Consider the following 24,884-nt stretch of genomic DNA (forward strand, 5'->3'; position numbering starts at 1 on the left):
AGCCGCGGGAGTTCGCCGCGATCCGCCGCGCGGTCCCCGGGGATCAGCCGCGCAGCGCCGCGGCTTCGGCCGCCAGCCGCTCCACCCGCGCCCAGTCCCCGGCCGCCACCGCGTCGGCGGGCACCATCCAGCTGCCGCCCACGCAGCCGACGTTCGGCAGGGCCAGGTAGGAGGGTGCCGAGGCGAGCGAGATGCCACCGGTCGGGCAGAACCGGGCCTGGGGGAGCGGGGCGGAAAGGGCCTTCAGACAGGCCGTGCCGCCCGCCGCCTCGGCCGGGAAGAACTTCATCTCGGTGACCCCGCGCTCCAGCAGCGCGACCACCTCGGACGTCGTGGAGACGCCCGGCAGGAACGGCACCCCCGACGCCTTCATCGCGTCCAGGAGGGTGTCCGTCCAGCCGGGGCTGACCAGGAACCGGGCCCCTGCGGCCACGGTGTCGGAGACGTTCCGCACGGAGATCACCGTGCCGGCGCCGACCACCGCGTCCGGCACCTCCGCCGCGATGGCCTTGATCGCGTCCAGGGCCGCGGCGGTCCGCAGGGTCACCTCGATCGCCGGGAGCCCGCCCGCGACCAGGGCACGGGCGAGCGGCACCGCGTCGGCGGCGTCCTCCAGGACGACGACGGGCACGACGGGGGCAAGGTCCAGCACGGATGAGGTCATGACCTCATCCTGCCGCGAAGACCGCACTCCACGCAACGAGCGTTGCGTATGTTGCAACGCGAGTGCTCCGGGGTCAGTGAATCTCCGTCACCACGACATCGAGCTCCCACGCCCGCCCGGCCCGCGCGGGCGCCCCGGCCTCCACCACGTACCCGAGATCACGCAGGACCGTCACCAGCTCCGCGGGCCCCTTCGGCGCGGCGCCCGACCGCAGCAGATCGCGGACCATCCGGCCCTTCGTCGCCTTGTTGAAGTGGCTCACCACCGACCGCTTCTCCACCCCGTCCACCAGCTGGGAGTGCAGCACCCGCACGCTCGCCGTGCGTTCCGCGACCGCGCCCTTCGGCCGCCACGCCGCCGCGTACGCGGACGACCGCAGATCCAGCACCAGGCCGTCCCCGGCCGCCTCCGGCATGACCTGCGCCATCGGCTCGCGCCAGAACGCGCCGAGAGCCCCCAGCCCCGGCAGCTTCACCCCCATCGAGCAGCGGTACGAAGGAATCCGGTCGCCCACCCGCACCGCGCCCCACAGCCCGGAGAACACCAGCAGCGACTTCCCGGCCCGGCGGCGGGCGGCGGTGTCCAGGGAGGCCAGATCCAGCGCGTCGTACAGCACCCCGGTGTAGATCTCGCCGGCCGGGCGCGTGCCCGCCGTCCGGAGCTCGACGTTCTTCGCGATCTCGCCGCGCAGGCCCTCGCTCAGCCCCAGTACCACGCGGGCCTTCTCCTCGTCCGCCACGGACAGCTCCACGAGCCCGTCCAGCACGGCGGCCCGCGCCGCGGCCAGGCCCGGAAGCGACAGCGACTCGGGCTTCAGAGGTGCTCCCCGGCCCGAGGCAGCCTTTCCTTCGGAGGGCGGCAACAGCACGAGCACGGCGGTTCTCCTTCGTACGTACGGAAAGGGGGCGACCGGCGGTGCGGACCGGTCCACGGTCCCCGGCGGTGTCGCCCGGGTCCGCGAAAACCCCTCGCGCCAGCGTACGGGGCAGTCCCGCCCCGCCCCTCCGCCACCCGGGATGCCGCCCGCCCCGCCCGGCCATACGCTCGGTCCATGCCCCGCCGCCATCTCCACCTGACCGGCGCAGCCGGCTCCCCGCTGCGGGCGGCCCTGCGCGGGCTGCGCACCGAACTCGGGCTCCCCGACGGCTTCCCGTCCGACGTACTCGCCGAAGCGGCCGACGCGGCGAGGAACCCGGCGGTCGCCGGACACGAGGACGCCACGGAACTGCCGTTCCTCACCATCGACCCGCCCGCCTCCACCGACCTCGACCAGGCGATGCACCTCGAACGCCGCGCCCACGGCTACCGCGTGCACTACGCCATCGCCGATGTCGCCGCCTTCGTCCGCCCCGGCGGCGCACTCGACACCGAGGCGCACCGCCGGGTGACGACCCTCTACTTCCCCGACGGCAGGGTGCCGCTGCACCCCGCATCGCTCTCCGAGGGCGCCGCCAGCCTTTTCCCCGGGCAGACCCGCCCCGCCGTGCTGTGGGAGATCGACCTCGACACCGAGGGCCGTGCCGTCGCCACCCGGGTGCGCAGGGCCCTCGTACGCAGTCGCGCCAAGCTCGACTACACGGGTGTGCAGCAGCGGATCGACGCGGGCACCGCCGAGGAGTCCCTCGCGCTGCTCAGGGACATCGGCACCCTCCGCGAGGAACAGGAGGTCGCCCGCGGCGGTATCTCCCTCAACGTGCCCGAGCAGGAGGTCGTCGAGCGCGACGGCGGTTACGGGCTGGAGTACCGCGCCCCGCTGCCCGCCGACGGCTGGAACGCCCAGATCTCACTGCTCACCGGCATGGCCGCGGCCCGGCTGATGACCGAGGCCGGCACCGGCATCCTGCGGACGCTGCCGGTCGCCCCGGACGGCGCCGTCGCCCGCCTCCGGCGCTCGGCCGAAGCCCTGCACATCGACTGGCCGCACCACGTGCCGTACGCGCAGATCGTGCGTTCGCTCGACCCGAGGATGACCAGCCACGCCGCCTTCCTCCAGGACTGCACCACGCTGCTGCGCGGCGCCGGGTACACCGTCTTCGAGAACGGCGAACTGCCCACACCGGCCGTCCACGCCGCCGTCGCCGACCTCTACACGCACTGCACCGCGCCGTTGCGCCGCCTCGTCGACCGGTACGCCGCCGAACTGTGCGTCGCCGCCGCGGCGGACCGTGAGCCGCCCGAGTGGGTCCTGGCCGCGCTGCCCGCCCTGCCGAAGGAGATGGCGGACGGCACCCGGCGGGCCAACACGGTGGAACGCGAGTGCGTGGACCTGGTCGAGGCGGCGCTGCTCAAGGACCGGATCGGTGCGGTCTTCGACGCGTACGTGGTGGACGTGAAGGAGCAGGATCCGACCACCGGCACCATCCACATCGACGACCCGGCGGTAGTCGGCCGGATCGAGGGCGGCAGCGCGTCGCTCCCTCTCGGGGAACGGCTGCGGGTGCGGCTCACGCAGGCAGATCCCGGCTCGGCGAAGGTGCTGTTCGCACCGGCGTGAGTGCGGCGACGACGGACCGCGGGTCATCGGCGTGGAAGCGGACCGTGTGCGCCTGCCCGCGTCCACCGAGCGGCCGCACGAATCCGGCCGGTGCGGTCAGCTCCACGGTCACCGTCGTCTGGCCGCCCACGGCGAGGTCCAGTACGCCGTCAGGGTGCAGCCGCAGCGACTTCCCTTCGGGGTAACGCCGTTCGACCCGGACCGAGGCGATCGCGGCAGCCGGGACCCGCAGATCGAACAGCGCCCCGTAGCGAATCCGCAGGGAGCCGTCCGCGCCCACCACATGCGGCCGGACCACACACGAGGCGTGCAGGGCGAGCACCAGCAGCACCCCGTACACATCCACCACGAGCAGAATCCGGTGCACGACCGGCCAGGGAATCAGCAGCGCGAGCATCACCGTCTCCACCACGGAGACGAAGAGCAGCCCGTACATCATCGCCGTCTGCGGCCCGGTGTACGGGGCGGCCAGCGCACCCTCCGGCACGGCGTGCCGCCGCCGCAGCAGCCACAGCCCGAGGCTGTGCAGGGCGCGCATCTCGTGCCCGACGAGCCGGTGCACCCCCTCCGGTACGACGGTACGCAGCGCCGCACCCATCGCCTCCCGCCGCCCGGCACCCGCCCGCCGGCCCGCGCGCCAGAGCCGCCCCAGCACGACTGCCTCCAGGACCAACGCGGCCAGGACCGCCGCCTCGGCGCCGATCAGCACGGCGGCCGGTATCCGTACCCCGGCCAACAGGCAGATCCCCAGAGCCAGTTCGGCGGGCACCACCCCCGCGACCACCAGCCGCGCACCTCGCACCCCGCTCATTCCGTCCCCCGCCCGTTGCCGTCCCCGTCCCTGCTCCTGCTCCTGCTCCGTCCGGTCAACGCGACCATCACCCGGCGCACCACCTCGGCCTGTGCGGGCGGGTAGTCCGCCAGCAGGGCCTCCCCGAACCCGGTCATCACCGGTCCGCCGGCCGGGATCGCGTCCAGCACCTCGTCGGGCGCGAGGGCGGCCATCCGCTCGGCCAGCGGTCCGATCCGGGGATCGTCGGGGGACGCCGCCGCGAGCGCGTCCAGCTCTTCGTACAGCGCGAGCACGGCCGGATCGCCCGCCAGCGGCCGCAGCACGGCATAGATCTCGCTGCCGCCACCGATCGTGTCCAGCAGCATCAGATGCTCCCGGTCCTTGGCGGCGGACGGGGAAGCGGTGACCGGTGCGGCGGCCAGCAGTTCGGCCAGCGCGGGCGACACGGACTCCGCACCCTCCACCGGCCCGTCCAGCAGGCCGGCCAGCCGCAGCCGCCGCTCCCGGATCTCCCGCTCCTGCCGGGCCAGGTCGGTATCCAGCTCACGCAGTACGTCACCGAGTTCGCGCCCGGCGTCACCGGCGAGCACCTCCCGCACCTCGTCCAGACCGAGCCCCAGCTCGGTGAGCCGCCGGATGCGCGCCAGCAGCACGGCGTCGCGCACGCCGTAGGAGCGGTAGCCGTTGGCCCGGCGCGCGGGCTCGGCCAGCAGGCCGATGTGGTGGTAGTGCCGAACGGTCCGGGGGGTGACCCCGACGAGCGCGGCGATCTCTCCGATGCGCATGGCGCCAAGTAGAAACCCTGACGCTGCGGCAAGGTCAAGCCGCCCGGCCATCCGCCCCTGCTCGTCCGCGCACCTGGCCGCATCTCGTACGATCGCGCCTTCGGCCCGGTGCTCGTGCGCTGTGCCCGTGCCACCCGTGTCCGTGCCCCGCGCCTCGTACGAAGGAAGGACCGGCGTGACTGACCTCGCGGCCCCGCCCGCCACCGACCGCCCCCGGCAGATCGTCACCGCCGCGCGCACGCTGCTGGAGCAGGAGGGCCCGGAGGCGCTCACCATGCGCCGCCTCGCCGCACGCGTGGGCATCACGGCGCCCTCGCTCTACAAGCACTTCCCGGACAAGTCGTCCGTGGTGAACGCTCTGGTCGAGGTGATGCTGCGGGAGACGGCCGAGGCCCTCGAAGCGGCCGAGTCCCGCGCCCCGGGCTCCTTCCCGGCCCTGGCCGCCGCCTACCGCACCCACGCCCTCGCCCACCCCCACCTCTACCGCCTCACCACCGGCCGCCGCCTCCCCCCGGACCTGGAGGAACGCGCCGCGGCCCCGCTCTTCCGCGCCCTCGCGGGCGATGAGAACCGCGCACGTGCGGCCTGGGCCTTCGCCCACGGCATGGTCACGATGGAGCTGAACGGCCGCTTTCCCGCGGGCTCCGATGTGCCGGGGGCCTGGGCGGCCGGGATCGCGGCCTTCGGCGCGGCCCGCGCCTGACGCCTCCGCGCGGTTCCGCGCCACCACGGGGCAGGTAGCATGGGCGCCACGGCAGACGAGCCGGGCGGACGGCCGCGTGAGGATCTTCGGACCCTCCCGAGGAACGTCCGGGCTCCACAGGGCAGGGTGATGGCTAACGGCCACCCGGGGTGACCCGCGGGACAGTGCCACAGAAAACAGACCGCCTTGGACTTCGGTCCTCGGTAAGGGTGAAACGGTGGTGTAAGAGACCACCAGCGCCTGGGGCGACCCAGGCGGCTAGGTAAACCCCACCCGGAGCAAGGTCAAGAGGGGCCGTCGCAAGAGGGCCCTGCGCGAACGTTCGAGGGCTGCCCGCCCGAGTTCGCGGGTAGACCGCACGAGACCGGCAGCAATGCCGGTCCTAGATGGATGGCCGTCTCCCCGGCCGCCGCGAGGCGACCGGGAGACAGAACCCGGCGTACAGCCCGACTCGTCTGCCGCCACCTGCGGCTATGCCTGGGAAAGGGCCTCCGACCTGCGTCGGAGGCCCTTTCCGATCTTTCGGGGGCTTACCGCGTTAGGCGGCGGAATGTCCCCCGGAAGTCCCTCAGACAGCGCTGAAAGTCCCTGAAAAGTCCCTGGGGCAGGTGGGTGGCGGGGGGTCCTCGGCATAGCGATTGCGACGCTCGTCGGAGTGTGACGTTGGCACTGTAGGACTTGCGGTGACTCCTGAGGAGGCGGGATTACGCGGTCTCGGTGCTGGTCGTCGGATCGGTCCGCGTGGCCCATTCGGCGCGGGCTTCGGTGAGCCGAGAGTGCATCACACGCAGCTCATCCAACTGCCCGGCCACCGTTTGGATGAACTCGGCCAGCTGGTCCGGATCCATTGGGCGGGTGTACGTATCGGCGGCCACTTCGACCAGAACGTGCGGGGCCCGGTAGGCCGGGCTGACCGTCGAGTTCGGGCTCACGCCGAGGGTTGCGCAGAGCAGCGGCCAGGACTCGTACTCCTCGTAAGCCTCGCTGTATTCGGCGCTGGCCTCAGCGCCGTAGAGCTGGTGGTAGACGTCGGCCGGGTGGCGATTGCGGTCCAGGTCGTCGGTGTGGGTATTCGAACACCAGGACGGGCAGGTGACGGTGTGCTGGGTGCCGTGCCTGTCGTCGTACGTCCAACTGCGCTGGGGTGTTGCGCACACTCGGCTGGTCCTCCGCCTGGACATCAGACCTGCGAGTTGCGCACGCGCCGCCCACAGGTTCGTCAGGTGCAAGCTCATGTCGCTGATCAGTTCATCTACTTCTTCGAGGGGCAGCGTCGGCCAGCCACCGTCGGCGACGAAGTCCAGTCCGGGTGTCTCATCGTTGATCTGGGACAAGTGGAAGGCCATGATGCCGTTCCCGTGCTGGCCGGCATAGGAGCGGCGAGCGCCCATGGCGGTGAGCGGGCCGTGGTGGTAGTGCTCGTTCGGATACTTGTGGTCCTCTGAGTCCCCTGTGCAGAAGGAGACGCCGCCGGGGCAGGAGGCAACGTCCGGGATACTTGGCTGCTCGCTGCTGGTGGTGGCGTCCATCATGTCCGCGAGGGTCTCAAGGTCGTCGGCGAACTTGCGGAAGTCCTGAGCCTTCGCGCGGGCCTCGGCCGCGTCCGTATCCGTTTCGCCCAGACCGATGACCGGCTGCGAATCGGAGAAGTCCAGCAGGCGCGCGTCAAGAAGTTCACGGCCGTCGTTGCCCATGACGACATGCCTGGCTCCGAGGTGTGCGTCGTGAACACCGGCCTCAGTGCACCAGTCAGGATGGGCCGTGCACGGTTGCTGGCGGTCGTCTTCACGTCTGCCGCCGGGTGGGAGCGCCGAAGGGGTGCCAGCAGGATGGGAGGTCAGGGTGGTGAGGCTCTTGGTGACGGTACTGCCTGCGGTGGTCGCTACGGTGATGCTCACGCTGATGCTCCTCGTCGCAGATCGAGCGGGTCGGAGGCTGCGCCTGGTGGGCGTAACAACTGCTGGTCTCGCGACCCGTGGTGCTTGGACCCCCGTTGTTGTTCAGCCTTGCTCAGTGGGAGCAACCCGTTCGCTGTTCGAACAGCACTGGCTCAGGGCTGGCCGCTCAGCGGTATACTCCGCGCTTTGCTGCCGGGTGGTGTTATTGGCAGCGCTTGAGGCGGGTTGTACACCCGGTGAGCGATGGCACGGAATACTTGGATGACGGCTTTTCGTGCCCGCCGAACGGTGCGACGTGTCTTGCCGTTGCGGCCCTGGGCGGTATGCCGAGCATGTATTCCATGTCGAGATGTCCGCCGGAACGCTGCTCGGGCCCGTCTTCCCACACGATGAGGTCCCCGGGGACGATCAAGGGGGTCCAGCCTTGGGTTGTCAGAGCAGGTGCAGGTTAGGGGCCTGTGCTGCGCTCGCGTACTCAGGCAGTGCGACGACCGTGACGCCGGCGTCTTCAAGGGTCTCGACGCCATCGGCGCCGACGACGAACGTATCCGGTTCGCGCCAAGCGGTGACGACGCGGCGGAGGCCCACGTCGCGGATGAGCTGGGCGCAGGGGCGAGGTCGGGATGCCCGTCTGGCGCACGGCTCCAGGGAGCTGTAGATCGTGGCGGTCGCGAGCCGGGCGTCCTCGGCGGGGAGCTTGGCGAGGGCCCCTTCCTCGGCATGGTCGTGGGGATCGTTCTCGCGGGAGTAGCCGCGGGCGAGCTCGGTCCCGTCGGCCGCGACGACGACGGCCCCCACGCTGAAGGCGGTCTGCGAAGGTGGGCAGAGGGCGGCCAGCTCACAGGCGAGGGTGAGCCAGTTCCGGTCTGCGGTGTTGGGCTCGCGGCCGGTGCCGGGGGCGCCGGCTGAAGAGGTGGTGCTCATCGAGGCTCCGTGGAGGTGTCCTTGGGGGCGTACCTCAGGAGTACCACGTCACCGATCTGGTGGGTCTCCAGGAGCCGGAGGCGGGCGGCGGGGCCGCCAGGGTAGCTCGCGGAGCCGAGCATCCTTACCGCATCGAACTGGCCGACCAGGAGCGGGGCGATGACGAGTTGGAGTTCGTCGGCAAGAGCGGCTTGGAGGAGCTGTGTGTGAACGGTGCCACCCCCTTCGACCATGAGCCGCTTGACGGCGTACTCGTGGCCGAGGATGTCGAGCGCGGCCGGCCATACGGCCTCCTCGGGGACGCTCTGAACGGTAGCCAGGTCGCCGAGGTTGGCGCGAGCTTTCGTGGTGGCCTCGTGGCCCACGGCGAGGACGAGCTTGTCTCCGCCGTGGTGCCAGAACTTCCAGTCGGGATCAAGGTTGCCCGTTCCTGTGATGGTGACCTTCAGCGGGTACTCCGGCTGGCCAGCGGCGACCCGGGACGCCCTGCGTTCCGTCGAGTTGACGAGGAGGCGGGGGTTGTCGGCGCGGAGTGTGCCGGCGCCGACAAGGATCGCGTCGACACTGGCTCGTACGGAGTCGACGCGTTCGAAGTCCTCCTTGTTGGAGAGCAGGAGCCGGTTCTCGCCCGGGCGGGTGTCGAGGTGGCCGTCGATCGATACAGCTGCGGACAGCAGGACGTACGGGCGGGGCACGGTATCTCCAGGCGGTGTGCGCGGGTGAGTCAGGCGGGATGAAGAACGATGCGGTCGAGTGAGGCGCGGAACTCGGCGACGCCGTCCTCGCCGGTTGCGGGGGCCAGTGCCTGGTCGAGCCGGTCGAGCTGTCCGAAGATGCGCGCGGATCCGGTCTCGGCGGCGATCCCGACGGCCTGCCCGCCGATTCGGGCAGCGAGGGTCACGTTGCCTGTGCCAGCGTGGGCGCGTGCAGCGCGAGCGAGGTAAACGCCGCGGTCCCGGCGATATGTGGGCGGGAGTAATGCGAGGGCGCTGTCGAAGCCTGCTGCGGCCTGCGCATACTCGCCGAGTGCGGCGAGGGAGCGGGCTCGGGCGGTGCTGATGTACGCCGCATCGAGCCAGGAGCCCCAGACGCCATCGGAGCCCGCGCGAACGAGAAGAGTCAGCGCGGTCTCGTACGCCCTGTGGGCTTCGCCGCCTTCACCGAGTACGGCATGCGCGTGGGCCTCGTGCAGAACGGCGATGACTTCGAGACGGCTTCCGGGCCGGGCGGTGCGTCGGGCAGCTGCGGCGAGGCCGAGAGCGTCGACAGGATGACCGGTGTCGACGGCGAGCTGGGCCTTACGGCCGAGGATGTACGCGGTGAGATCGGTGTCGCCGGTGATGTGGGAAGCGTCCAGTGCTTTCGCAGTGTGGCCGTGGGCGGTGCGCTCGTCGCCGATGTCCTGGGCGAACCAGCCTGCCAGCTCTTCGTATCGCGTTTCCAGGGCGAGAAGCTTGATGGCGTCGGTGCCACGAGCGGCTCGGCGTCTTGTAGCAAGGGAGACGAGGTGTTGTTGCAGGGCGGGCAACACGTGCCGGGGGCCGATGAGGTTGTCGGTCTGGATCATGACCCGGCGGAGTTGCGCGAAGTGCTCGAAGGGAGACCCCATGTCGGCGAGTTCGGTGGCAGCCGCCGGCGTCGCGGCCGGCATGGCTGTCGCAGCCAGGCCGGCGATCCCTGATGCGAGAACAACGCGGCGGGGCACGGGCACGAAGAGGATCCTTCCATCGATGCGGGCGGGGACGACGACCGTGTCCGTGTCGTCTCCAAGCGAGCCTGCCCGCACGACCGTGTTCATGGCCAGGGTCTCCGGGGAGCTGGCTCCATGGCCCCGTGCGCTGGCCCCATGAGTCGCTGTCCCGGCTCTGGACACCGGGGCGGAGCAGTCCTGGGGAGCCTCGCGCTCCGCGCTGTCCCAGCCACGAACCAATGCACCGGCGGCATCGAGGATGTCGTCGAGAGTGATGGCCGCATGTTTCGGGACGGGACGTTCAGCGCGCTCGAAGCGCCCGAGATGTGAACGGTCGATCAACGCCCTGCGAGCCAGAGCCTGCTGCGACAGCAGACGGGCCTCGCGGAACTGGCGTAGCTCGTAACCCCAGCGGTGCCATGGGCCGGCGTCCGGAGTCAGCTCGTTCGGCTGCTGCCCCACGCTTCCTCCTCCACCGTGGACTTTCGTTCACCCGCGGTCGATGTCAGCGACAGGGGCGGCTCTCCATGGGGCCTGCGGAGCCAGCGTGTGAGGCTCCATCCAGGGCCTGCCCACCGGGGTTCCGTACCGCTTTCATCGTCGGTACGAGCTGATCACACGGTATCCGAACGGCGCCTGGCACGGACCTGATTCACGTCAGTAGCGAACGTAGTGGTCGGTCGGACCGAACGCATTGCGCAACCGTCGGATGAGCCCTGCGCGGGCTGAGCGCGATCTAGGGGAAGGCGACCATGAAGACACGTAGAAGCCTGGGCGACATGATCGCCGTCTCCAGTCCACGGATCAGCCTGATGGGATCCCGGGACCGAACGGACACCGACACTGCTCGAACCCAGGAGTGGCACCGCAAACCCGCCCCGCTGGAGCGTCCGGCGCGCAGCGGCGAGCTCGTCCGGCTCCGTCAGCAGTTCCGTCGCGAGGCGACCGAAAGGTGCGACCGCCGCTCCGGTGATCGCCGTCTCCGGGTGTTGGCGTACAGCTTGGTGCTTAGCAGGAGTGCCAGGCCGGATGAGGACTGGAACACCCTCCAGACCGAGGCTGAGCAGCGTGGCTACGCAATGGGAGCGAGGTTTCACGACGTAGCCGTTCCCGTGACCACGACGTGCCTCCCCAGCTCGGGTGCCGGCTGTGGCGTCTACACGCCGCCCTGGAAGCGCCCTGGCTGGGGGGAGGTCGAGCGACTGATCCGAGGCGGCTTCGCGGACGGCGTGATCGTCCTCGACCGGCACAACATCAGCTCCGATGACGACGAGTATCGCGCTGTGATCAAGGAGCTGGGTGAGCGGTACCAGGCATTCATTCACCTCGTGATCCCCGAGGAGCTGTCCGGTCCGACTTGAAGGCGACCGTTGCGGTGGATGGATGCGAAGGGCTGGGGCTGGAGACAGGCCAGCGCTCAGGTTCTCCTCGTCGTCACCGTGTTCGCAGTGCTCGTCACCGTCTCCCAATCCGCCTGATCGGAGGGCCGTTTTGACGTTCGAGGGATACACCAACCAGACAACACATTTCCTGCCGCTCCGTGAGGTGGGACTCGACCTTTGCATCGTGCCTGCAGGTGACCCGCAGGGCGCGGCATGACCGCGATCAATGAGACCTGCGCGTGCAGTGGTCATCTCACCCGGATCCCCGCTTCGTTGTCGAGTGGGGGGAGAGAGACCACTCACGCTCGAGGGCGACCGCACTGCCACCACCCTGGGGCGCTTCTACGGCTACAGCGAAGCAGCCATAGCGGCCTTCATGGGGCGGTGCCACAAGTCCCCCTCTTCGGCCGTGCCCGAACCGTGTTCCCCCACGGCACCGTAGCTGGCCGAAGAGGGCCCAACTTCCCACCCGAGAGGACGAGCACCATGTGTGCGCACAACCCGCCGTGCCCCACGGCCATGGCTCCCGACAGGGAGGCCGCGCGACCCGTCGCGCACCGCCCTGAGCAGGGCTGGAGCCTGCTGTGCAACGGAGTGCTTGTCTGCGAGGACACCGGAGAACTCCTCCCCGACGGCCGTGTCGTCGCCCCCCACCGGCCGCTCGCGCTCACGGTCGGAAGCGCGGCATGACGATCACCGCAGCCGACCTGGTCGTTCCGTACATCACCGCCCGTGAAGGCGAAGAGGCGGACTCCCTCCTCAACCTGAACGTACGCATCGGTCCTGACCGGCGCCCGCGGCTCGGGTACAAGGACGAGGCAGGGCCCGACCGAGATCTCCGCGGCGTGCTGTGGGCCCGGTACTCCATGTCACTCGGCTTCGCGGGACAGCCCACCGGGAACCCGAGGTGGCGGCTGGTGCACCCGCTCCGCCAGCGCATCACGATGGCGCTCCTGCGCTGCCAGGTGTGCACGGTCCCGCTGAAGCGTAGCGACGGCATCCTCTTCGTAGAGACGGCCGACGACGGCGACGACCACACCGGGCCGGTGAAGACCGCGCAGCCGCCGGTGTGTCTGGAGCACGCCCGGATGGCGGCCCGGCGGTGCCCCCGGCTCAGGGGCAAGGGACACGTCGCCCTGCTGGCCACGCGGTTCCCGCTCTACGGCGTCATCGGCACCCCGTACCAGTACACCGCCGACGGCATCCAACCCCTCGCCGCCTCGGATGCTCCCCTGCCCTACAACCACCCTCAGATCGGCTGGTTCCTCGCCTCTCAGCTCGTACGCGAGCTGCGGGACTACGAGGTCGTCAGCCTGGACGATGTTGTGCCCGCCGCATAGACGGCTGCTCGACGGTCCTGGGCAAAGGACCGGACCGTCGAGCGGCACCCCAGAGCTTCCCGGCCCGACCATCGGACCGGGATGGCCAGAACCTGAACCCATGGCGCAGCCCCGTCGCTACGCCACGGTCCTCAGTGCGCTGGCAAGCACCACCTGTCCTACACACCAACGAATCACCTGGAGTTGTCATGACGCGAATCGTCACCAAGAGCACCACCCAGGTCCAGGAGCCGACGGCCGGCGGCCAGTCGGACGGGTTCGACCTGAACGTCTCCCTCCTGGAGGTGTCCGACGCGGCCGGGCTGACCGTCCTGACCGACGACGGGTGCGGCAGCTCCTGCGGTGCCTGCGTCACCTTCACCGACTGACCCTGACCGTCTGAACCCGTCATCAGGTCATGAACCGCGGTCGGTGCTGTCGCGCTACTCGGCGCGTCGGCTCCGACCGCCCCTCCAGACGCACGAAGGGACACGTCACGTGGCTATGCCCCCAGCGTTCAAGGCGGGCACGACCGCCCTGGTGCGCGCAGCCGCTCGACCGTCGGTGACCGAGCTTCCCCTACCGGACTTCGACGACCGGTCCTTCCGAGCCGAGGAGTTGGAGGAGGTCACCACCGGACGCCTCGCCTGGATTCGCAGCATCTGGCACGACCCGGGCATCGCACAGGCCCTCCGCCATGCCAGCCCGGTTCTCGCCGCCGAAGTCGAGGCCCTGGAGAGTGCTAACTCCCCTTCTGCTCGCGAAGTCCGCCGCGTTGGAGTGTCGGTGGCGCGCTACCTCCTGCGCGCGCTGCACCGGCCCACACCGTTCGGACTGTTCGCCGGAGTCACCACGGCCACCTTCGACGCCGAGCCCCACTCCCGCTGGGGCCAGAACCACGAGGTCGTGGCCCGCGCCGGTGCGGAGTGGGCGGGGAGGCTGATCGAGCAGTTAGAAAGGAGCGGAGAGCTGCTGCCGCTCCTGTCGGTCGTCGTCAACAACACCACCTTCGAGCGCGACGGCAGTCTCGTCGTCCCCTACCAGGACGACGGGCCGACTGGTCAGCGGCGAGCGGTCGAGGCGTCCGTCGAGCTGTCGGCGCCGGTCCGGCGTATCCTCCGCGCGGCTGACGCGCCGATCCGGATCGGGGAACTCGCCGAGAAGCTGATGGCCGAGTTCCCGGCCGTGGCCCCGGAGCGCGTCAAGCGGCTCCTCGCAGGCCTGGTGCGGCGGCGCGTGCTGATCACCAACCTCCACGCGCCGGCGACCGAGACCGACGCGCTCGGTCACCTCGTCACTCAGCTCGACGCGGTCCATGCCGAGGACATTCGTCTCCTGGCTCCCGTCGTCCGGGAGCTACGCGCCGTCCACGCCGGGCTGGAGCAGTGCGGCACCACAGAGGGCCGGGACGCCGTAGCGACCCGGATGCGCGATCTGGTGCCGGGCCTCCGGCGTCACCCGCTCGCCCTGGACCTGTGCCTGGACGCCACCGTGGTGCTCCCCGATCTGGTCGCCCGCGAGGTCGAGCGCGCCGCCACGATCCTCACCCGTCTCTGCGCCCGCCCGTACGGTACCGAGCCGTGGAACGAGTACCACCAGCGGTTCTATGAGCGGTTCGGCGTCGGCACCATGGTGCCGCTTATGGAAGTTGTCGCAGACAGCGGCGTCGGCTACCCGGACGGGTACCCGGGCAGGCCGACCGGCGAAGGCCGCCGGCGCCTGTCGCCGCGGGACGATGTGCTGCTCCGCCTCGCCCAGGCCGCGGCGCTCGACGGCCGCGACGAGGTCGTGCTGACCGACGAGATCGTGGCCGCCCTGGACCGAGGCCCGCAGGAGCCGCGGATACCGTGCCACCTGGAGGTGGGCGTGCGGCTGCACGCGGCCACCCTCGCCGAAGTCCGCCGCGGGCGGTTCACCGTGGAGTTGACCAGCGTGTCACGCGGAGCCGGGGTTACCGCCGGACGCTTCCTCAGCGTCCTCCCGGCCACACAACGCGATTGCCTGCAAGCGGAGTTGGCTGACCTACCCACGGCCGACGACGGCACGGTGGCGGCGCAGCTATCCTTCCCCGCGCTGTTGCCCGACACCGCACACGTCACCCGAACCCCGCGCGTGCTGCCGCTGGTGGTCAGCCTGCAAGAGCACCGCGCCCCCGACGCCGCAGTGCTCACGCCGACGGACCTGGCACTGGCGTGCGACGGCCGCCGGATGTACCTGGCGGCCCCGAGCCGCGGCGTGCGCGTCGAGGCCGTCGGCATGAACGCGCTGAACCTCGCCGAGCACACTCTGCCCCTGGCGCGGTTGATCACCGAGGTGTCCCGGGCGCAGAACGCTCAGGTCACCCGGTTCGACTGGGGTGCCGCCGCAGCAATGCCGTTCCTCCCCCGCCTGCGGTACGGCCGCATCGTGCTGGTCGCGGCCCGATGGCGGCTGGAGGCCGGCGACCTCCCCGACCGCCACCGCCCCGGCTCGGACTGGGACGCGGCGCTGTCCGGCTGGCGGGAGCACCGGCGCCTGCCGCAGCACGTGTACCTCGTCCAAGACGACCGGCGCCTGCCGCTCGACCTCGATGAGCCCGGCCACCGGAGCCTGCTGCGCCAGCACCTCGACCGCGCCGGTACGGCTCTGCTGACGGAAGCCGCTCCTCCCGGGGCGGACGGCTGGACCGGGGGCCGGGCCCACGAGATCGCGGTGCCCCTCAAAGCGGTCCGGCCTCCGGCCTGGCCTGCCCTTCCCACGCCGACCACCGCCCGCGCGCTGTCCCCAGCCCAGATCCAGACCCCGTCCACCTCCCCAATGCTCCTCGTGGCCCTGTACGGTGACCCGCGGCGTCAAGACGCCCTGCTGGCCCGGCACGTGCCCGACCTGATGCGGCGCCTCTGCTCTCCTCCCTGGTGGTACGTCCGCTTCCGCGACCCCCGGCAGCACCTTCGCCTGCGGATCGCGCTGCCCGACCCGGGCGACTTCGCCGACACCACCCACGCGGTCAGCGCCTGGGCCGACGAGTTGCGGACCGCCGGGCTGCTGGCGGACCTGCGCTATCCCACCTCCTACCGCGAGACGGGCCGGTGGGGCTCGGGAACGGCGTGGGACGCGGCCGAGGCCGTGTTCCGCGCGGACTCCCTGGCCACGGTGGCGCAGCTCGCCCAGCCCGTCCGGCCCGCGCAGCGCACGCTCGTGGCCGCGCACTTCTTCGCCATCGCCTCCGCCCTTCTCGGCGGCCCGGACACCGGCGCGCGCTGGCTGATCGACCACATCGAGCCGACCGCGCCCAATCCGGTCCCACGCTCGCAGTTCACCGACGCCGTGCGGCTGGCAGATCCACGCGATGACTGGGCGGCCCTGCGGTCAGAGCCCGGCGGCGCCGCGATCGTGGACGCCTGGGCCGAGCGCACCGCTGCGCTCGCCACGTACAGGCCGCACCTGTCCGGCCCGCACGCCGATGGCATCGTCGTGGACGGGGTGCTGACCTCCCTGCTGCACGTCCACTTCGTACGGCACATCGCGGTGGACTTCCCCGAGGAAGAGGTCTGCCTATATCTGGCCCGCGCCGCCGCCCTGGCCTTCACCGCCCGCGCCAGGAGGCGACCGTGACCCACACAGCAGCCGCGGTGGCCGCCGCCATCGCCGACCGGCTCGCCCACCCCGACCAGGCGCCGACGGCGGCCACTGACGACGCCAACCGGCAGCACCTCGCCTACGGCCCGACAGGCATCGCCCTGTTGCACATCGAACGCGCCGCGGCCGGGCTTGCCCCCTGGCAGCGCGCCCACGACTGGCTGGCCGCCTCGACCCGCGAGCCCTTCACCGGCGGCCCGGACAGCCACCCCTTCTACGGCGCCCCGGCGCTCGCCCATGCCGTGGCGTGCGCCGCCGACCAGCTTCCGGACTCCTACCGGCGCGGCCTCGATGTGCTGGACCGGCAGGTGACGGCAGACGCCCGGCGGCGCCTTGACGCCGCGCACCGCCGGATCGAAGCAGGGCAGCTTCCGGCACTCGCCGAGTTCGACGCCATCCGGGGCTTGAGCGGGTACGGCGCCTACCTGCTGCGCCGCGACCCTGCGGGCCCGGTGACCCGGGCCGTTCTCGACTACTGTGTGCGCCTGACCGACCCGGTCACCGACAGCGGCGAACGCCTGCCGGGCTGGTGGGTTCCGACCGGGCCGTCCGGCAGGCCGGACGACCGCTTCCCCGGTGGGCACGCCAACCACGGCATGGCACACGGCGTCGGCGCGGTCCTCGCGCTGCTGGCGCTTGCCGCCCGCCGCGGCACCACCGTCACCGGCCACCATCAGGCGATGCGCACCATCCTTGCCTGGCTGGAGCAGTGGAAGGCGCCCACCGGGCGCGGCACGGCTTGGCCGTACTGGATCAGCCGTGAGGAACTGCGCAGCGGCCGGCCCGCGGCCGCGGCACCACGGCGGCCGAGCTGGTGCTACGGCACCGCGGGCTTGGCCCGTGCCCAGCAGCTCGCCGCGCTCGCCCTCGGCGACAGCGACCTCCAGGTCGAGGCCGAGGCCGCCCTGCTGGACGCGCTGAGCGACCGCGTGCAGCTTCGCGTCACCACGGACAGCGGCCTGTGCCACGGCATCGCCGGTTTGATCCACATCGCGGCGCGTGCCGCCGCCGACGCCGACCGGGCCACCGCCGGCCAGCTCCGCGCCATCATCCCCGCCCTTCTCACCATGCTGGTCCTGCCCGGCACCGCCCCGGACGACGCCGCTGCCCTGTTGCTGAAGGACGCGGCGGGCGCCGGTCTCCTCGACGGCGCCGCCGGAACCGCGCTGGGACTGCTCACCGCGGACAGCACGGACCCGCCCCGCACTGCCTGGGACGCCTGCCTACTCACCGCCTGAATCCGACCGAAGGACTTCTCGATGCGCCCCGACCGCTGGCAGCAGCACAGCATCACCTTCCCCGACCGGGACACGGGACAGCGCGCCGTCACCGAACGCCTCGCCCCGGCGCTGCTTGCCGCCGAGGCCGACGGGCAGCTCAGCGGCTGGTGGTTCATGAACAAGCAGCCCTGGCGCCTGCGGTACGTCGCCGACGAGCCCGCCCCGATCGTGCTGGCCCGGCTGGACGATTGGGTGGCCGACGGCACCGCGCAGTCCCACACGACCGGGATCTACGAGCCGGAGACCGAGGCGTTCGGCGGGGCGGACGCCATGACGGCCGCGCACGCCCTCTTCCACGAGGACAGCCGCCACCTCCTCACCTACCCCGTCCACAACGAGCACCTGGGGCGACGCGAGACCGCCATCCTGCTGATGAGCAGCCTGATGCGCGCCTCGGGTCTCGACTGGTTCGAGCAGGGCGACGTGTGGGCGAAGGTCTCCGTACTGCGCCCCGGTACCGGCACGCCCGGGTCCCCGCGCCAGACCTCGGCAATGCGGACCCTGATGACCACCGAAGCCCGCAGCCTGTGCCGCGAGCGCGGGCCGCTGGACGGCCACGGCGACTGGATCGCCGCCTTCGAGCGTGTCGGCACCACGCTCGCCTACCTTGCCGCCCAGGGCGACCTGACCCGCGGACTGCGCGCCGTCATCGCGCACCACGCCATCTTCCACGCCAACCGTGCCGGTCTGCCGTCCGCCGACCAGCACACCCTGTTCAACATCGCACGAGAGGCAATCATGGGTTCGAGTGAAAACACCGCGTCAGCAACAGAATCAGGCTTTGCGGCCCATAGCGTCAGCACGGTGAACACCGACACACTCACCGCCCCCGGGGCCAACGCCGAACAGCTCCGCAACGCCCTGGTCGACCAGATCAAGGCCGACGGCCACGCCCGCACCCCCGCGGTCGAAGCCGCCCTGCGCACCGTGCCCCGGCACCTGTTCGTCCCTGACACCTCGCTGGCCGACGCCTATGACAACAGCCCGGTCAACGTGAAGTACGACCCCGAGGGCACCTCGATCTCCTGCGCCTCCCAGCCAGCCGTCGTCGCCCTCATGCTGGACCAGCTCGAAGCCCAGCCGGGCGAGCACATCCTCGAACTCGGCGCCGGCACCGGCTACAACGCCGCCCTGATCGGCCACCTCGTCGGCCCGAGCGGACACGTCACCACCATCGACGTCGATGACGACCTGGTCGAAGGCGCCCGAGCCCACCTCGCCGCCGCTGGAGCCACCAACGTCGAGGCCCTGACGCGCGACGGCGCCCTCGGCCACGCCGAAGGTGCCCCGTACGACCGGATCATCGCCACCGTCGGCGCGCACGGCATCCCCCACGCCTGGCTCGACCAGCTCGCCGAGGGCGGCCGACTCGTCACCCCGCAGCGAATCACGGGCAGCGTCTCGCGCTCCATCATCTACGTGGCGCGCGAAGGCCGGTGGCATTCGGTCGGCTCGGAGATGAACACCTTCATGCCGCTGCGCCGGGGCATCGCCGACGACGACCGCCGCGCCGTGCCGCTCAGCACGGACGGCGCCGTGCGCCTCCAGGCCCCGGCCAGCCTGGCGCTCGACGCCGACGCCCTTGCCGGTGTCCTTGATGAGCCGCGCGTCGAGGAGTGGACCGGGATGACAGTCCGCGCGGGGGAGTCCCCGGAATGGATGGAGCTGTTCGTCTCCTGCGTCCTGCCATCCGGGCTGATCCGGATGCTCTTCCCTCAGTCCGTCAAGGGCACGGTGCTGACCGATGACCCCTACCCCTCGGCCACGGCCGCCGTCGAGAAGGGCGCCGTCACCTATCTCGCACGGCGTCCCTCGGAGCAGAAGACCCCCGAGGGCGACAAGCTCTGGGAGTTCGGCGTCATCGGCCACGGCCCCGGGAGCGACGAGCTGGCCGCCAAGGTCGCCGAGGCCGTCCGCGCCTGGGACCGCGAGTACCGCGGCCGGGTCGCCACCTTCGAGATCCTGCCGCTCGACGCGCCCGCGGACGAGCAGCCCGGTGTCTTCGTCCTCGGCACCCCGCTGAACCGCGTCCGCGTCACCTGGCAGTAGCTGATCCGCCTGCGTGGTGCCCGCCGACCGGCTGGCGGGCACCACGCGGCCCTTCCCGCTCCTCGTCGTCTTCACCCCCGGGGGACCTCATGGACCTGAACGGACCCATAGCGCAGCGCTTCCCGCTCATCTACCGATTCCGACCCGCCTGTCTGCCCCTGCCCCGGCGCGTGCACGGCTTGGCCGAACTCGCCGACGCCGCAGCCGCAAAGGCTGACCAGGGCCTCGCCTCGGCCGTCTACAACCAGGCCGCCCTCATCGCCTCCGACCTAGAGCTGCCCGACCTCGCGCGGAAGATGTGCCACCAGCACGCCGCCGCCTACCTCCACGCCACCCCCCTGCCCGGCATGACCGCGATCCGCGCCCTCGAACCCGTGGTGAACCTCGCCCGCCTCCAGATCCGCGCGGGCGCCGCCGACGACGGGCGCCACCGTCTGCTGCACCTCTTCGACGCCGTCACCAAAGGCACCAGCGCTCAGTTCGAAGGGGTCCACGTCCCGGCCGACCTCACCCTCACCGACAGCGACCGCCACGAGGTGCGCACCTGGCTGTGGAAGGTAGTCCTGGCCGACGGCACCCGCACCCTGACCACGGCCGGCCGCTGGGCGGAGGCGCTGGCCCACATCGAGGAACACCGGGGCATCGGGCAGCGCATGCTGGACGGCCGCCAGGTCGCCGTCCTGGCCGCACTCAGCCACACCCCCACCGACGCCGCAGCGCTCATCACCATGACCACACCCGGAGAACGCTGGGAGAACGCCGTCACCGGCTGCCTCGACGTGATGTGCAGAAAGGCCCTTCGCGGCCCGGCCGTACCCCTCCTCGACACGCTGGTCGAGGACTACGTCGCGCACCAACCCGACCAGGGCATGACCGTCTTCGATACGCGCCTCGGCCTGACGATCCTGGGCCTGCTGGAGCCGCACGAGGAAGACGCAGCGCACCGGATGGTTGCAGAGCTCCACCGCCGGGCCGCCGCGGCGACCGACGGCTACGCCGCCCGTGAGTGTTTGGCTGACCACCGGTTCACCAGCCTCGCCGAGCCGCGCCAGCTCGAGGCGGCCCAACGGCTTGTCCGTGCATGCGCGCTGGGCAGCGGCAGCCTCCCCGAGTCCTGGCTCGCGAGGATGACAGAGGCATTGCGGGGCAGCGACGAGGTGATCCGCGCCAGCGTCGGGCGCTCCCACCCTCAGCAGGAAGGGACTGGTGCACAGGTTTGAGGTGTAGCGCTTGGGCAACCAGAGCAGCCCACCCTGCACGGCGTCGAGAAGCAGGGGAGCCAGGGGCGCGTGGCAACGCTCATCGTCGGTAGAGGGCTTTCTGAGCGCCGAACTGAACAGGCAGGAGAGAGGCCAGACACAGCATGTCCTGCGAGTTGGCTCGCCGATCACCTCAACCTCTCTACGCTGGAGCACCATGAGGAAGGTCGCCGTCGTCGGCTGCGGAGGCAGTGGCAAGTCCCACGTGGCCCGCGAGCTGGGAAGGATCCTCGACGCCCCGGTGACGCACCTGGACGCCGCGTTCTACGACGACGAGTGGAACGCGTTGCCCATGGACAAGTTCAACGACGTGCAGCGCGAGCTGGTCTCGCAGCCGCGGTGGGTGATCGACGGCAACTACAACTCGACGCTGCAGGTACGGCTCGAAGCCTGCGACACGGTGGTCCTGATGGACGTGTCGACCGTGGCGGCCCTGTACGGGATCTTCTCCCGCCAGCTCCGGCACGGGGCCGGGCACAAGGGCAACGGAGTGCACAACCGCATCCACTGGGGCGTGATCAAGTACGTCGCCACGTACCGGCGCAAGATGCGACCCCGCGTGATGGCGAAAATCGAGGAGTTCGGCGCCGGCGCCGACGTGGTGCTGCTGGCCAACCGGCGCCAGACGCTCCGCTGGCTGCGGAAGGTGGCCGCCGAGCAGACCTGACCGGCTCGCGCCCCGGTCAGGGGGTGCGGGATGAACGAGCCCAACCCGTCCTCTGCCGAGGAAACGGCCACCGCTGTTGCCGTCAGATGGGCCGCAGTACCTGATCAGGCTCTGCGGAAGCAGCCGCAGCGTACTCTGCGAAGTCCACGTTGCCGAGCGCCAGGTCAGCCTGGACGCCGTGTACCGCGGCGGGCACGGCTCGAAACTCACGGGGCTCCGGCGACTCGATGAGTTCCTGGTAATAGACGGGGTCGAGGCCACTCACGTCCTCCCAGAGTGTCGACAGAGCCAGCAACGCCTGCTCCGGCGACTTCATCGTGTCGCGGTCAGCGAGGAAGACGAAAATCAGGTCCCCATCCACCACGGCGGCAAGAACCTCGTCGGGCGTTGCTCCTGACCAAGCGGGCGCTTCGACCAACTGCACTGTTGCGGCAGTCTCACCGCTTGGCCCCCACGGGCGGCGCAACTCCCCAACCACCGCATTCCACGCCTCGTCGTCGCTGAAGTCGGTCCTGATGACGAGAACGTCGAACAAGTCGCGTCCAATCTCAGGCAGCATTCGCGCAGGGCCCTCCGGCATCGTCATGCCCAGCACTCTCACACGCCGCACTGATCCAGACCCTGGCAAGGAGCCACAGCCAAGTGTCGGGATCGGGAAGGCATCTTCTGACCCGCTGGCTGGCGGGCAACCGGCCCTGGAGATCGAGTCGATGCATCCGCACAGGTGCCGATAGGCCGATGCGTCGCGACGCACAAGCGTGGCGTGTTATGGGTTCTGGTTGACTCCGTGGTGGAGGTACCAGTTGCTGTCGGCAAGGCCGTAACGCAGCGCTGTGTCCCAGGTGTTGAGTCCATGGGTGCTGGCGTGCTGCTCAGCGTCCTCTTGCAGGTGTGCAGTCAGGGCCGAGAGGCCACTCTCGCGTCGGATCTTTTGGTGGAGCCACTGGTTGGCGGTCAGCACGGATATGCAGAACTCGGCATAGCGCTGTGCCAGGTTGAACGTGACGAAATGGTGCTCGACACGAGCACGCAGCTCAGCGTCCCATACAGGTAGGGCCTGAATGCGGAACTGCACGGGCCAGCTTGTGATGTCGGCGAAGAGGTAGCGTCCGGCCTGGCCGGGGCGGTCGTAGTAGGGATGGAGAGTGCGCTGGCCGGCTGTGGCGCCGATCCGGTCGCCTTTGGCCTGGTTGCACTTGCTGCATGCCGGCACCAGGTTGACCGGGCAAATCGTGAAGAGAGGCAGCGTGTCCTTGGGCAGGTGATGGTCGAGCGAGCCGATCTCACTGTTGCCGCACAGCAGGCAACGCCCGAACGGCGCGCGGGCCTTAAGTTCGTCGTACTTCTCTCTCCCGTGCTTGCGCCCGACAAGCCCAGCACTGTAAAGATTCCTGAGGTGCTCCCCGTCGCGGTCGGGTATCTGCTCCTCAGCATCCCGCGCAGTCACGGCTAGCGCGTAGAGGGCGTTGTGCTCGGCAGCGTCGGTATAGGTCTTCTCGGCAGCAGACAGGTCCTTCTCACGGGCCAGGAGCCGTAACCTCAAGACGGAGTTCTGCATCCGCCCGCAGGCAGCGGTCAGTGTGTCTTTGACCTTCATCGCGGGGGGATCGAGCGGAATCATGAGGCGTTCCCGTCCCGGCTGAGAGTGAGGACGCGCAGCAGGCCGCGGGCTTCGCTGCCCAGGGATTCGAAGTCCGCCAGGATCTCTCTATAGCTGCGCCCCTCGGCGACCTCCTTGGCCAGGGCCGCATAGAAGCCGGTGGCAGTGGACTCCAAGCCGAAAGCTTCGTGGGTGAGTGCGCTGACGTTCTCACCGTAGGTCTCCATCAGCGGCCGCTCGGCTGTCACGACGTCGCCATAGCGGCGCAACTTGTAGACGCACGCCTTCGGTACTTCCTGCAGGACCACCGGTGAGTGCGTGGCCACGACCGCCATCCCGTTGACGTCGGAAAGGAAGTCAGACAGCGCACGGATGAACGCTGACAACAGGGGGGGCTGTAGATGCGCTTCGGGCTCGTCCATGAAGACGACCGTGCGCTCGGTTACCTCCTGGACCAGTCGTGTCAAGGTCAGCAAGGCGATCTTGTGGCCAGAACTCAGCGGTGCAAAGAGCCGCCCTGCAGCGGCCTTGAACCGACGGTCAGAGCCCTCGGACAACAGATCTTCGAGATCGCCTGCATAGTCATCCAAGAATCCGGACTCCGGATAACTGAGCGTGCTCAGAATCTGCTCCCACCGGCTACGCCGGGAACCGATTCGAGCCGTAGCAAGACTGTCGGCGAATTCTGCGGACAGGTCTTCGCTCGTCTTCAAACGCTCTGGCTCCTCACCGTCACGCAGCCCGATGTAGGCGAACCCCGCAGGAGCATCAGGATGATGAAGGAGTTCGTCAAAGGCACTGAAGGACACCAATACCACGTTCGGTGTGCTCGTGGCTGTGCGTTCAGCGAGCTGGGTGACCTCGATACTCCCCGACGCCACGCCGCTAGCCATGGCGCGCATCATGCTGGTCTTGCCCACTCCATTGCGGCCGATCAGAGCATGCACGTTGCTCGGCGGCAGCGAGGCAGGACTGGCACGGAAGCCCAGTGTAGGTGGTTCGTACGCTGAGCCATGAGACTTGGGAGGCACATAGTCCCACTGGAAATCAACAACGCGATCGCGGCCGCGGGCAATGAGGTGGAGACGCTCCAGCTCCGTGCGCGGATGGCGGACATCGCGCATCAGAGATTTTTTGAAGACTCTCAGGTCCCAAACACGTTCCACTACATCCATGCTGTAGTCGTAAGCCACATCCCGCAACGCAGCCAGAACGTCGACTCTGGCGCGAGCACCCAGTTCGCTTAGTGACTCGTAGTATGTGTCCTGGACTCCCAGGCTAAAGAATCCTTCAGGGAGAGTCTCGAAGCGGCGTGGCAGGCGTTGCTCTGTCCGAAAGAACTCATCCTGGCGACTTGACCCCATCTCAAGATGCCCAATCCGAACGCCGCCAATGGACTTCGGTCGTCGCCCACGGCGCTTGATGCCCAACTCGTACATCGTCACGTAGCCGTAGTCATTCCAGTTATCTGGAATGAGGTAAGCGCCCCTGTAATCCTCAGGCAGATCCTGCGCCCCCTCCACCACGATGAACTGCATGATGTCACCTCACCCCTCCCCGGGAAGCCGGAGGCCATACCAGCACGAGATCACACTGTAGTTCCAGTGCCGCGATCTGCGACGAGAACCATGGAACGTGAGAAGCGCAGTCGTGCGCGGGCCAGCGCGACAGTGCCCCGTAAGATCCGGTCCCTCCGAAGCGCACTGCCAGGAGGGCCGGCCCGCTGACCGTCGTTAAGAACGCCGTGGCCATCCGTGCA

Annotated in this window: 21 protein-coding genes, 1 other RNA gene and 1 pseudogene; 13 read left to right on the plus strand and 10 right to left on the minus strand. The window is 70.0% G+C overall.

Annotated features, from left to right (window positions below):
• Positions 1–43: 43 nt before the first annotated feature.
• A complete protein-coding gene (gene eda / locus OG322_RS27110; protein WP_123470410.1) occupies positions 44–664 on the minus strand; it encodes a bifunctional 4-hydroxy-2-oxoglutarate aldolase/2-dehydro-3-deoxy-phosphogluconate aldolase in 621 nt (206 codons plus the stop codon).
• A gap of 73 nt (positions 665–737) precedes the next feature.
• Positions 738–1,538, minus strand: coding sequence for a peroxide stress protein YaaA (gene yaaA / locus OG322_RS27115; RefSeq protein WP_124283902.1), 801 nt, complete (start codon positions 1,536–1,538; stop codon positions 738–740).
• A gap of 177 nt (positions 1,539–1,715) precedes the next feature.
• Between yaaA and OG322_RS27120 the strand changes: the two genes are divergently transcribed.
• A complete protein-coding gene (locus OG322_RS27120; RefSeq protein ID WP_329307069.1) occupies positions 1,716–3,158 on the plus strand; it encodes an RNB domain-containing ribonuclease in 1,443 nt (480 codons plus the stop codon).
• On the opposite strand, the gene OG322_RS27125 is transcribed toward OG322_RS27120, so the two are convergent.
• Both OG322_RS27125 and OG322_RS27130 read right to left on the minus strand, forming a co-directional pair.
• The gene (locus OG322_RS27125) at positions 3,109–3,969 is read right to left on the minus strand and encodes a hypothetical protein (protein ID WP_329307070.1); all 861 of its coding nucleotides are present in this window, start codon (positions 3,967–3,969) and stop codon (positions 3,109–3,111) included. The two genes, OG322_RS27120 and OG322_RS27125, sit on opposite strands and share 50 nt — an antisense overlap.
• Positions 3,966–4,736, minus strand: coding sequence for a MerR family transcriptional regulator (locus OG322_RS27130; RefSeq protein ID WP_123470403.1), 771 nt, complete (start codon positions 4,734–4,736; stop codon positions 3,966–3,968). Before OG322_RS27130 ends, OG322_RS27125 begins: the two co-directional genes overlap by 4 nt.
• Before the next feature lie 175 nt (positions 4,737–4,911).
• Here OG322_RS27130 and OG322_RS27135 point away from each other — a divergent pair, with 175 nt between their 5' ends.
• Together OG322_RS27135 and rnpB are read left to right on the plus strand one after the other, a co-directional pair.
• Positions 4,912–5,439: a TetR/AcrR family transcriptional regulator gene (locus tag OG322_RS27135; protein WP_123470402.1), complete on the plus strand. Its 528-nt coding sequence runs from the start codon at positions 4,912–4,914 to the stop codon at positions 5,437–5,439.
• A 56-nt stretch (positions 5,440–5,495) separates the two neighbouring features.
• Positions 5,496–5,897, plus strand: an RNA gene (gene rnpB, locus OG322_RS27140) — RNase P RNA component class A.
• Between the two features lie 246 nt (positions 5,898–6,143).
• Here rnpB and OG322_RS27145 read toward each other — a convergent pair.
• The 3 genes and pseudogenes from OG322_RS27145 to OG322_RS27155 all read right to left on the minus strand — a co-directional run bounded on the left by OG322_RS27145 (position 6,144) and on the right by OG322_RS27155 (position 10,413).
• Positions 6,144–7,337 carry a DUF6907 domain-containing protein gene (locus tag OG322_RS27145; RefSeq protein WP_329307071.1) on the minus strand — a complete coding sequence of 398 codons (1,194 nt, stop codon included), beginning with the start codon at positions 7,335–7,337 and terminating at the stop codon, positions 6,144–6,146.
• Positions 7,338–7,769: 432 nt separating this feature from the next.
• Positions 7,770–8,956 (minus strand): annotated as a pseudogene (locus OG322_RS27150) (dihydrofolate reductase family protein).
• Between the two features lie 29 nt (positions 8,957–8,985).
• Positions 8,986–10,413 carry a helix-turn-helix domain-containing protein gene (locus tag OG322_RS27155; RefSeq protein ID WP_329307072.1) on the minus strand — a complete coding sequence of 476 codons (1,428 nt, stop codon included), beginning with the start codon at positions 10,411–10,413 and terminating at the stop codon, positions 8,986–8,988.
• Between the two features lie 290 nt (positions 10,414–10,703).
• Here OG322_RS27155 and OG322_RS27160 point away from each other — a divergent pair, with 290 nt between their 5' ends.
• From OG322_RS27160 to OG322_RS27200, 10 genes are all read left to right on the plus strand, one after another.
• Positions 10,704–11,312 (plus strand): hypothetical protein, encoded by a 609-nt coding sequence (locus OG322_RS27160; RefSeq protein ID WP_329307073.1) that lies wholly within the window; start codon positions 10,704–10,706, stop codon positions 11,310–11,312.
• A gap of 247 nt (positions 11,313–11,559) precedes the next feature.
• Positions 11,560–11,775, plus strand: coding sequence for a DUF6302 family protein (locus tag OG322_RS41655; protein ID WP_443066560.1), 216 nt, complete (start codon positions 11,560–11,562; stop codon positions 11,773–11,775).
• Between the two features lie 44 nt (positions 11,776–11,819).
• Positions 11,820–12,023: a DUF5999 family protein gene (locus OG322_RS27165; protein ID WP_329307074.1), complete on the plus strand. Its 204-nt coding sequence runs from the start codon at positions 11,820–11,822 to the stop codon at positions 12,021–12,023.
• Positions 12,020–12,673 carry a hypothetical protein gene (locus OG322_RS27170; protein ID WP_329307075.1) on the plus strand — a complete coding sequence of 218 codons (654 nt, stop codon included), beginning with the start codon at positions 12,020–12,022 and terminating at the stop codon, positions 12,671–12,673. Before OG322_RS27165 ends, OG322_RS27170 begins: the two co-directional genes overlap by 4 nt.
• A 188-nt stretch (positions 12,674–12,861) precedes the next feature.
• Positions 12,862–13,041 (plus strand): FxLD family lanthipeptide, encoded by a 180-nt coding sequence (locus OG322_RS27175; protein WP_028444064.1) that lies wholly within the window; start codon positions 12,862–12,864, stop codon positions 13,039–13,041.
• Positions 13,042–13,156: 115 nt separating this feature from the next.
• Positions 13,157–16,246, plus strand: a complete 3,090-nt coding sequence (locus OG322_RS27180) for a lantibiotic dehydratase (protein ID WP_329307773.1) — start codon at positions 13,157–13,159, stop codon at positions 16,244–16,246.
• Positions 16,243–17,508, plus strand: a complete 1,266-nt coding sequence (locus tag OG322_RS27185; protein ID WP_329307076.1) for a lanthionine synthetase C family protein — start codon at positions 16,243–16,245, stop codon at positions 17,506–17,508. The genes OG322_RS27180 and OG322_RS27185 overlap by 4 nt, the downstream gene beginning before the upstream one ends.
• Before the next feature lie 21 nt (positions 17,509–17,529).
• Positions 17,530–19,599 (plus strand): methyltransferase, FxLD system, encoded by a 2,070-nt coding sequence (fxlM, locus tag OG322_RS27190; protein WP_329307077.1) that lies wholly within the window; start codon positions 17,530–17,532, stop codon positions 19,597–19,599.
• Positions 19,600–19,688: 89 nt separating this feature from the next.
• Positions 19,689–20,819: a hypothetical protein gene (locus tag OG322_RS27195; protein ID WP_329307078.1), complete on the plus strand. Its 1,131-nt coding sequence runs from the start codon at positions 19,689–19,691 to the stop codon at positions 20,817–20,819.
• Between the two features lie 196 nt (positions 20,820–21,015).
• Positions 21,016–21,525, plus strand: coding sequence for a topology modulation protein (locus tag OG322_RS27200; RefSeq protein WP_329307079.1), 510 nt, complete (start codon positions 21,016–21,018; stop codon positions 21,523–21,525).
• Between the two features lie 82 nt (positions 21,526–21,607).
• Here the strand turns inward: OG322_RS27200 and OG322_RS27205 are convergent, their stop codons facing one another.
• The 3 genes from OG322_RS27205 to OG322_RS27215 form a co-directional block, all read right to left on the minus strand.
• Positions 21,608–22,111, minus strand: coding sequence for a DUF6924 domain-containing protein (locus OG322_RS27205; protein WP_329307080.1), 504 nt, complete (start codon positions 22,109–22,111; stop codon positions 21,608–21,610).
• A gap of 180 nt (positions 22,112–22,291) precedes the next feature.
• Positions 22,292–23,146, minus strand: coding sequence for a hypothetical protein (locus OG322_RS27210; RefSeq protein ID WP_329307081.1), 855 nt, complete (start codon positions 23,144–23,146; stop codon positions 22,292–22,294).
• On the minus strand, positions 23,143–24,663 hold the full coding sequence (locus tag OG322_RS27215) for an ATP-dependent nuclease (RefSeq protein WP_329307082.1): 1,521 nt from the start codon (positions 24,661–24,663) through the stop codon (positions 23,143–23,145). Before OG322_RS27215 ends, OG322_RS27210 begins: the two co-directional genes overlap by 4 nt.
• Between the last annotated feature and the right edge of the window lie 221 nt (positions 24,664–24,884).

Origin of the sequence: Streptomyces sp. NBC_01260, from assembly GCF_036226405.1 — a bacterium.
Taxonomy (GTDB): Bacteria; Actinomycetota; Actinomycetes; order Streptomycetales; family Streptomycetaceae; genus Streptomyces; species Streptomyces laculatispora.

Excerpts from the sequence above, each read along its gene's own strand:
- OG322_RS27205 (WP_329307080.1), bottom strand. The coding sequence starts at position 22,111 with ATGACGATGCCGGAGGGCCCTGCGCGAATGCTGCCTGAGATTGGACGC.
- OG322_RS27170 (WP_329307075.1), top strand. The coding sequence starts at position 12,020 with ATGACGATCACCGCAGCCGACCTGGTCGTTCCGTACATCACCGCCCGT.
- eda (WP_123470410.1), bottom strand. The coding sequence starts at position 664 with ATGACCTCATCCGTGCTGGACCTTGCCCCCGTCGTGCCCGTCGTCGTC.
- OG322_RS27195 (WP_329307078.1), top strand. The coding sequence starts at position 19,689 with ATGGACCTGAACGGACCCATAGCGCAGCGCTTCCCGCTCATCTACCGA.
- OG322_RS27210 (WP_329307081.1), bottom strand. The coding sequence starts at position 23,146 with ATGATTCCGCTCGATCCCCCCGCGATGAAGGTCAAAGACACACTGACC.
- OG322_RS27160 (WP_329307073.1), top strand. The coding sequence starts at position 10,704 with ATGAAGACACGTAGAAGCCTGGGCGACATGATCGCCGTCTCCAGTCCA.
- OG322_RS27175 (WP_028444064.1), top strand. The coding sequence starts at position 12,862 with ATGACGCGAATCGTCACCAAGAGCACCACCCAGGTCCAGGAGCCGACG.
- OG322_RS27215 (WP_329307082.1), bottom strand. The coding sequence starts at position 24,663 with ATGCAGTTCATCGTGGTGGAGGGGGCGCAGGATCTGCCTGAGGATTAC.
- OG322_RS27120 (WP_329307069.1), top strand. The coding sequence starts at position 1,716 with ATGCCCCGCCGCCATCTCCACCTGACCGGCGCAGCCGGCTCCCCGCTG.
- OG322_RS27200 (WP_329307079.1), top strand. The coding sequence starts at position 21,016 with ATGAGGAAGGTCGCCGTCGTCGGCTGCGGAGGCAGTGGCAAGTCCCAC.
- OG322_RS27125 (WP_329307070.1), bottom strand. The coding sequence starts at position 3,969 with ATGAGCGGGGTGCGAGGTGCGCGGCTGGTGGTCGCGGGGGTGGTGCCC.
- OG322_RS27130 (WP_123470403.1), bottom strand. The coding sequence starts at position 4,736 with ATGCGCATCGGAGAGATCGCCGCGCTCGTCGGGGTCACCCCCCGGACC.
- OG322_RS27165 (WP_329307074.1), top strand. The coding sequence starts at position 11,820 with ATGTGTGCGCACAACCCGCCGTGCCCCACGGCCATGGCTCCCGACAGG.
- OG322_RS27180 (WP_329307773.1), top strand. The coding sequence starts at position 13,157 with ATGCCCCCAGCGTTCAAGGCGGGCACGACCGCCCTGGTGCGCGCAGCC.
- fxlM (WP_329307077.1), top strand. The coding sequence starts at position 17,530 with ATGCGCCCCGACCGCTGGCAGCAGCACAGCATCACCTTCCCCGACCGG.
- OG322_RS41655 (WP_443066560.1), top strand. The coding sequence starts at position 11,560 with ATGAGACCTGCGCGTGCAGTGGTCATCTCACCCGGATCCCCGCTTCGT.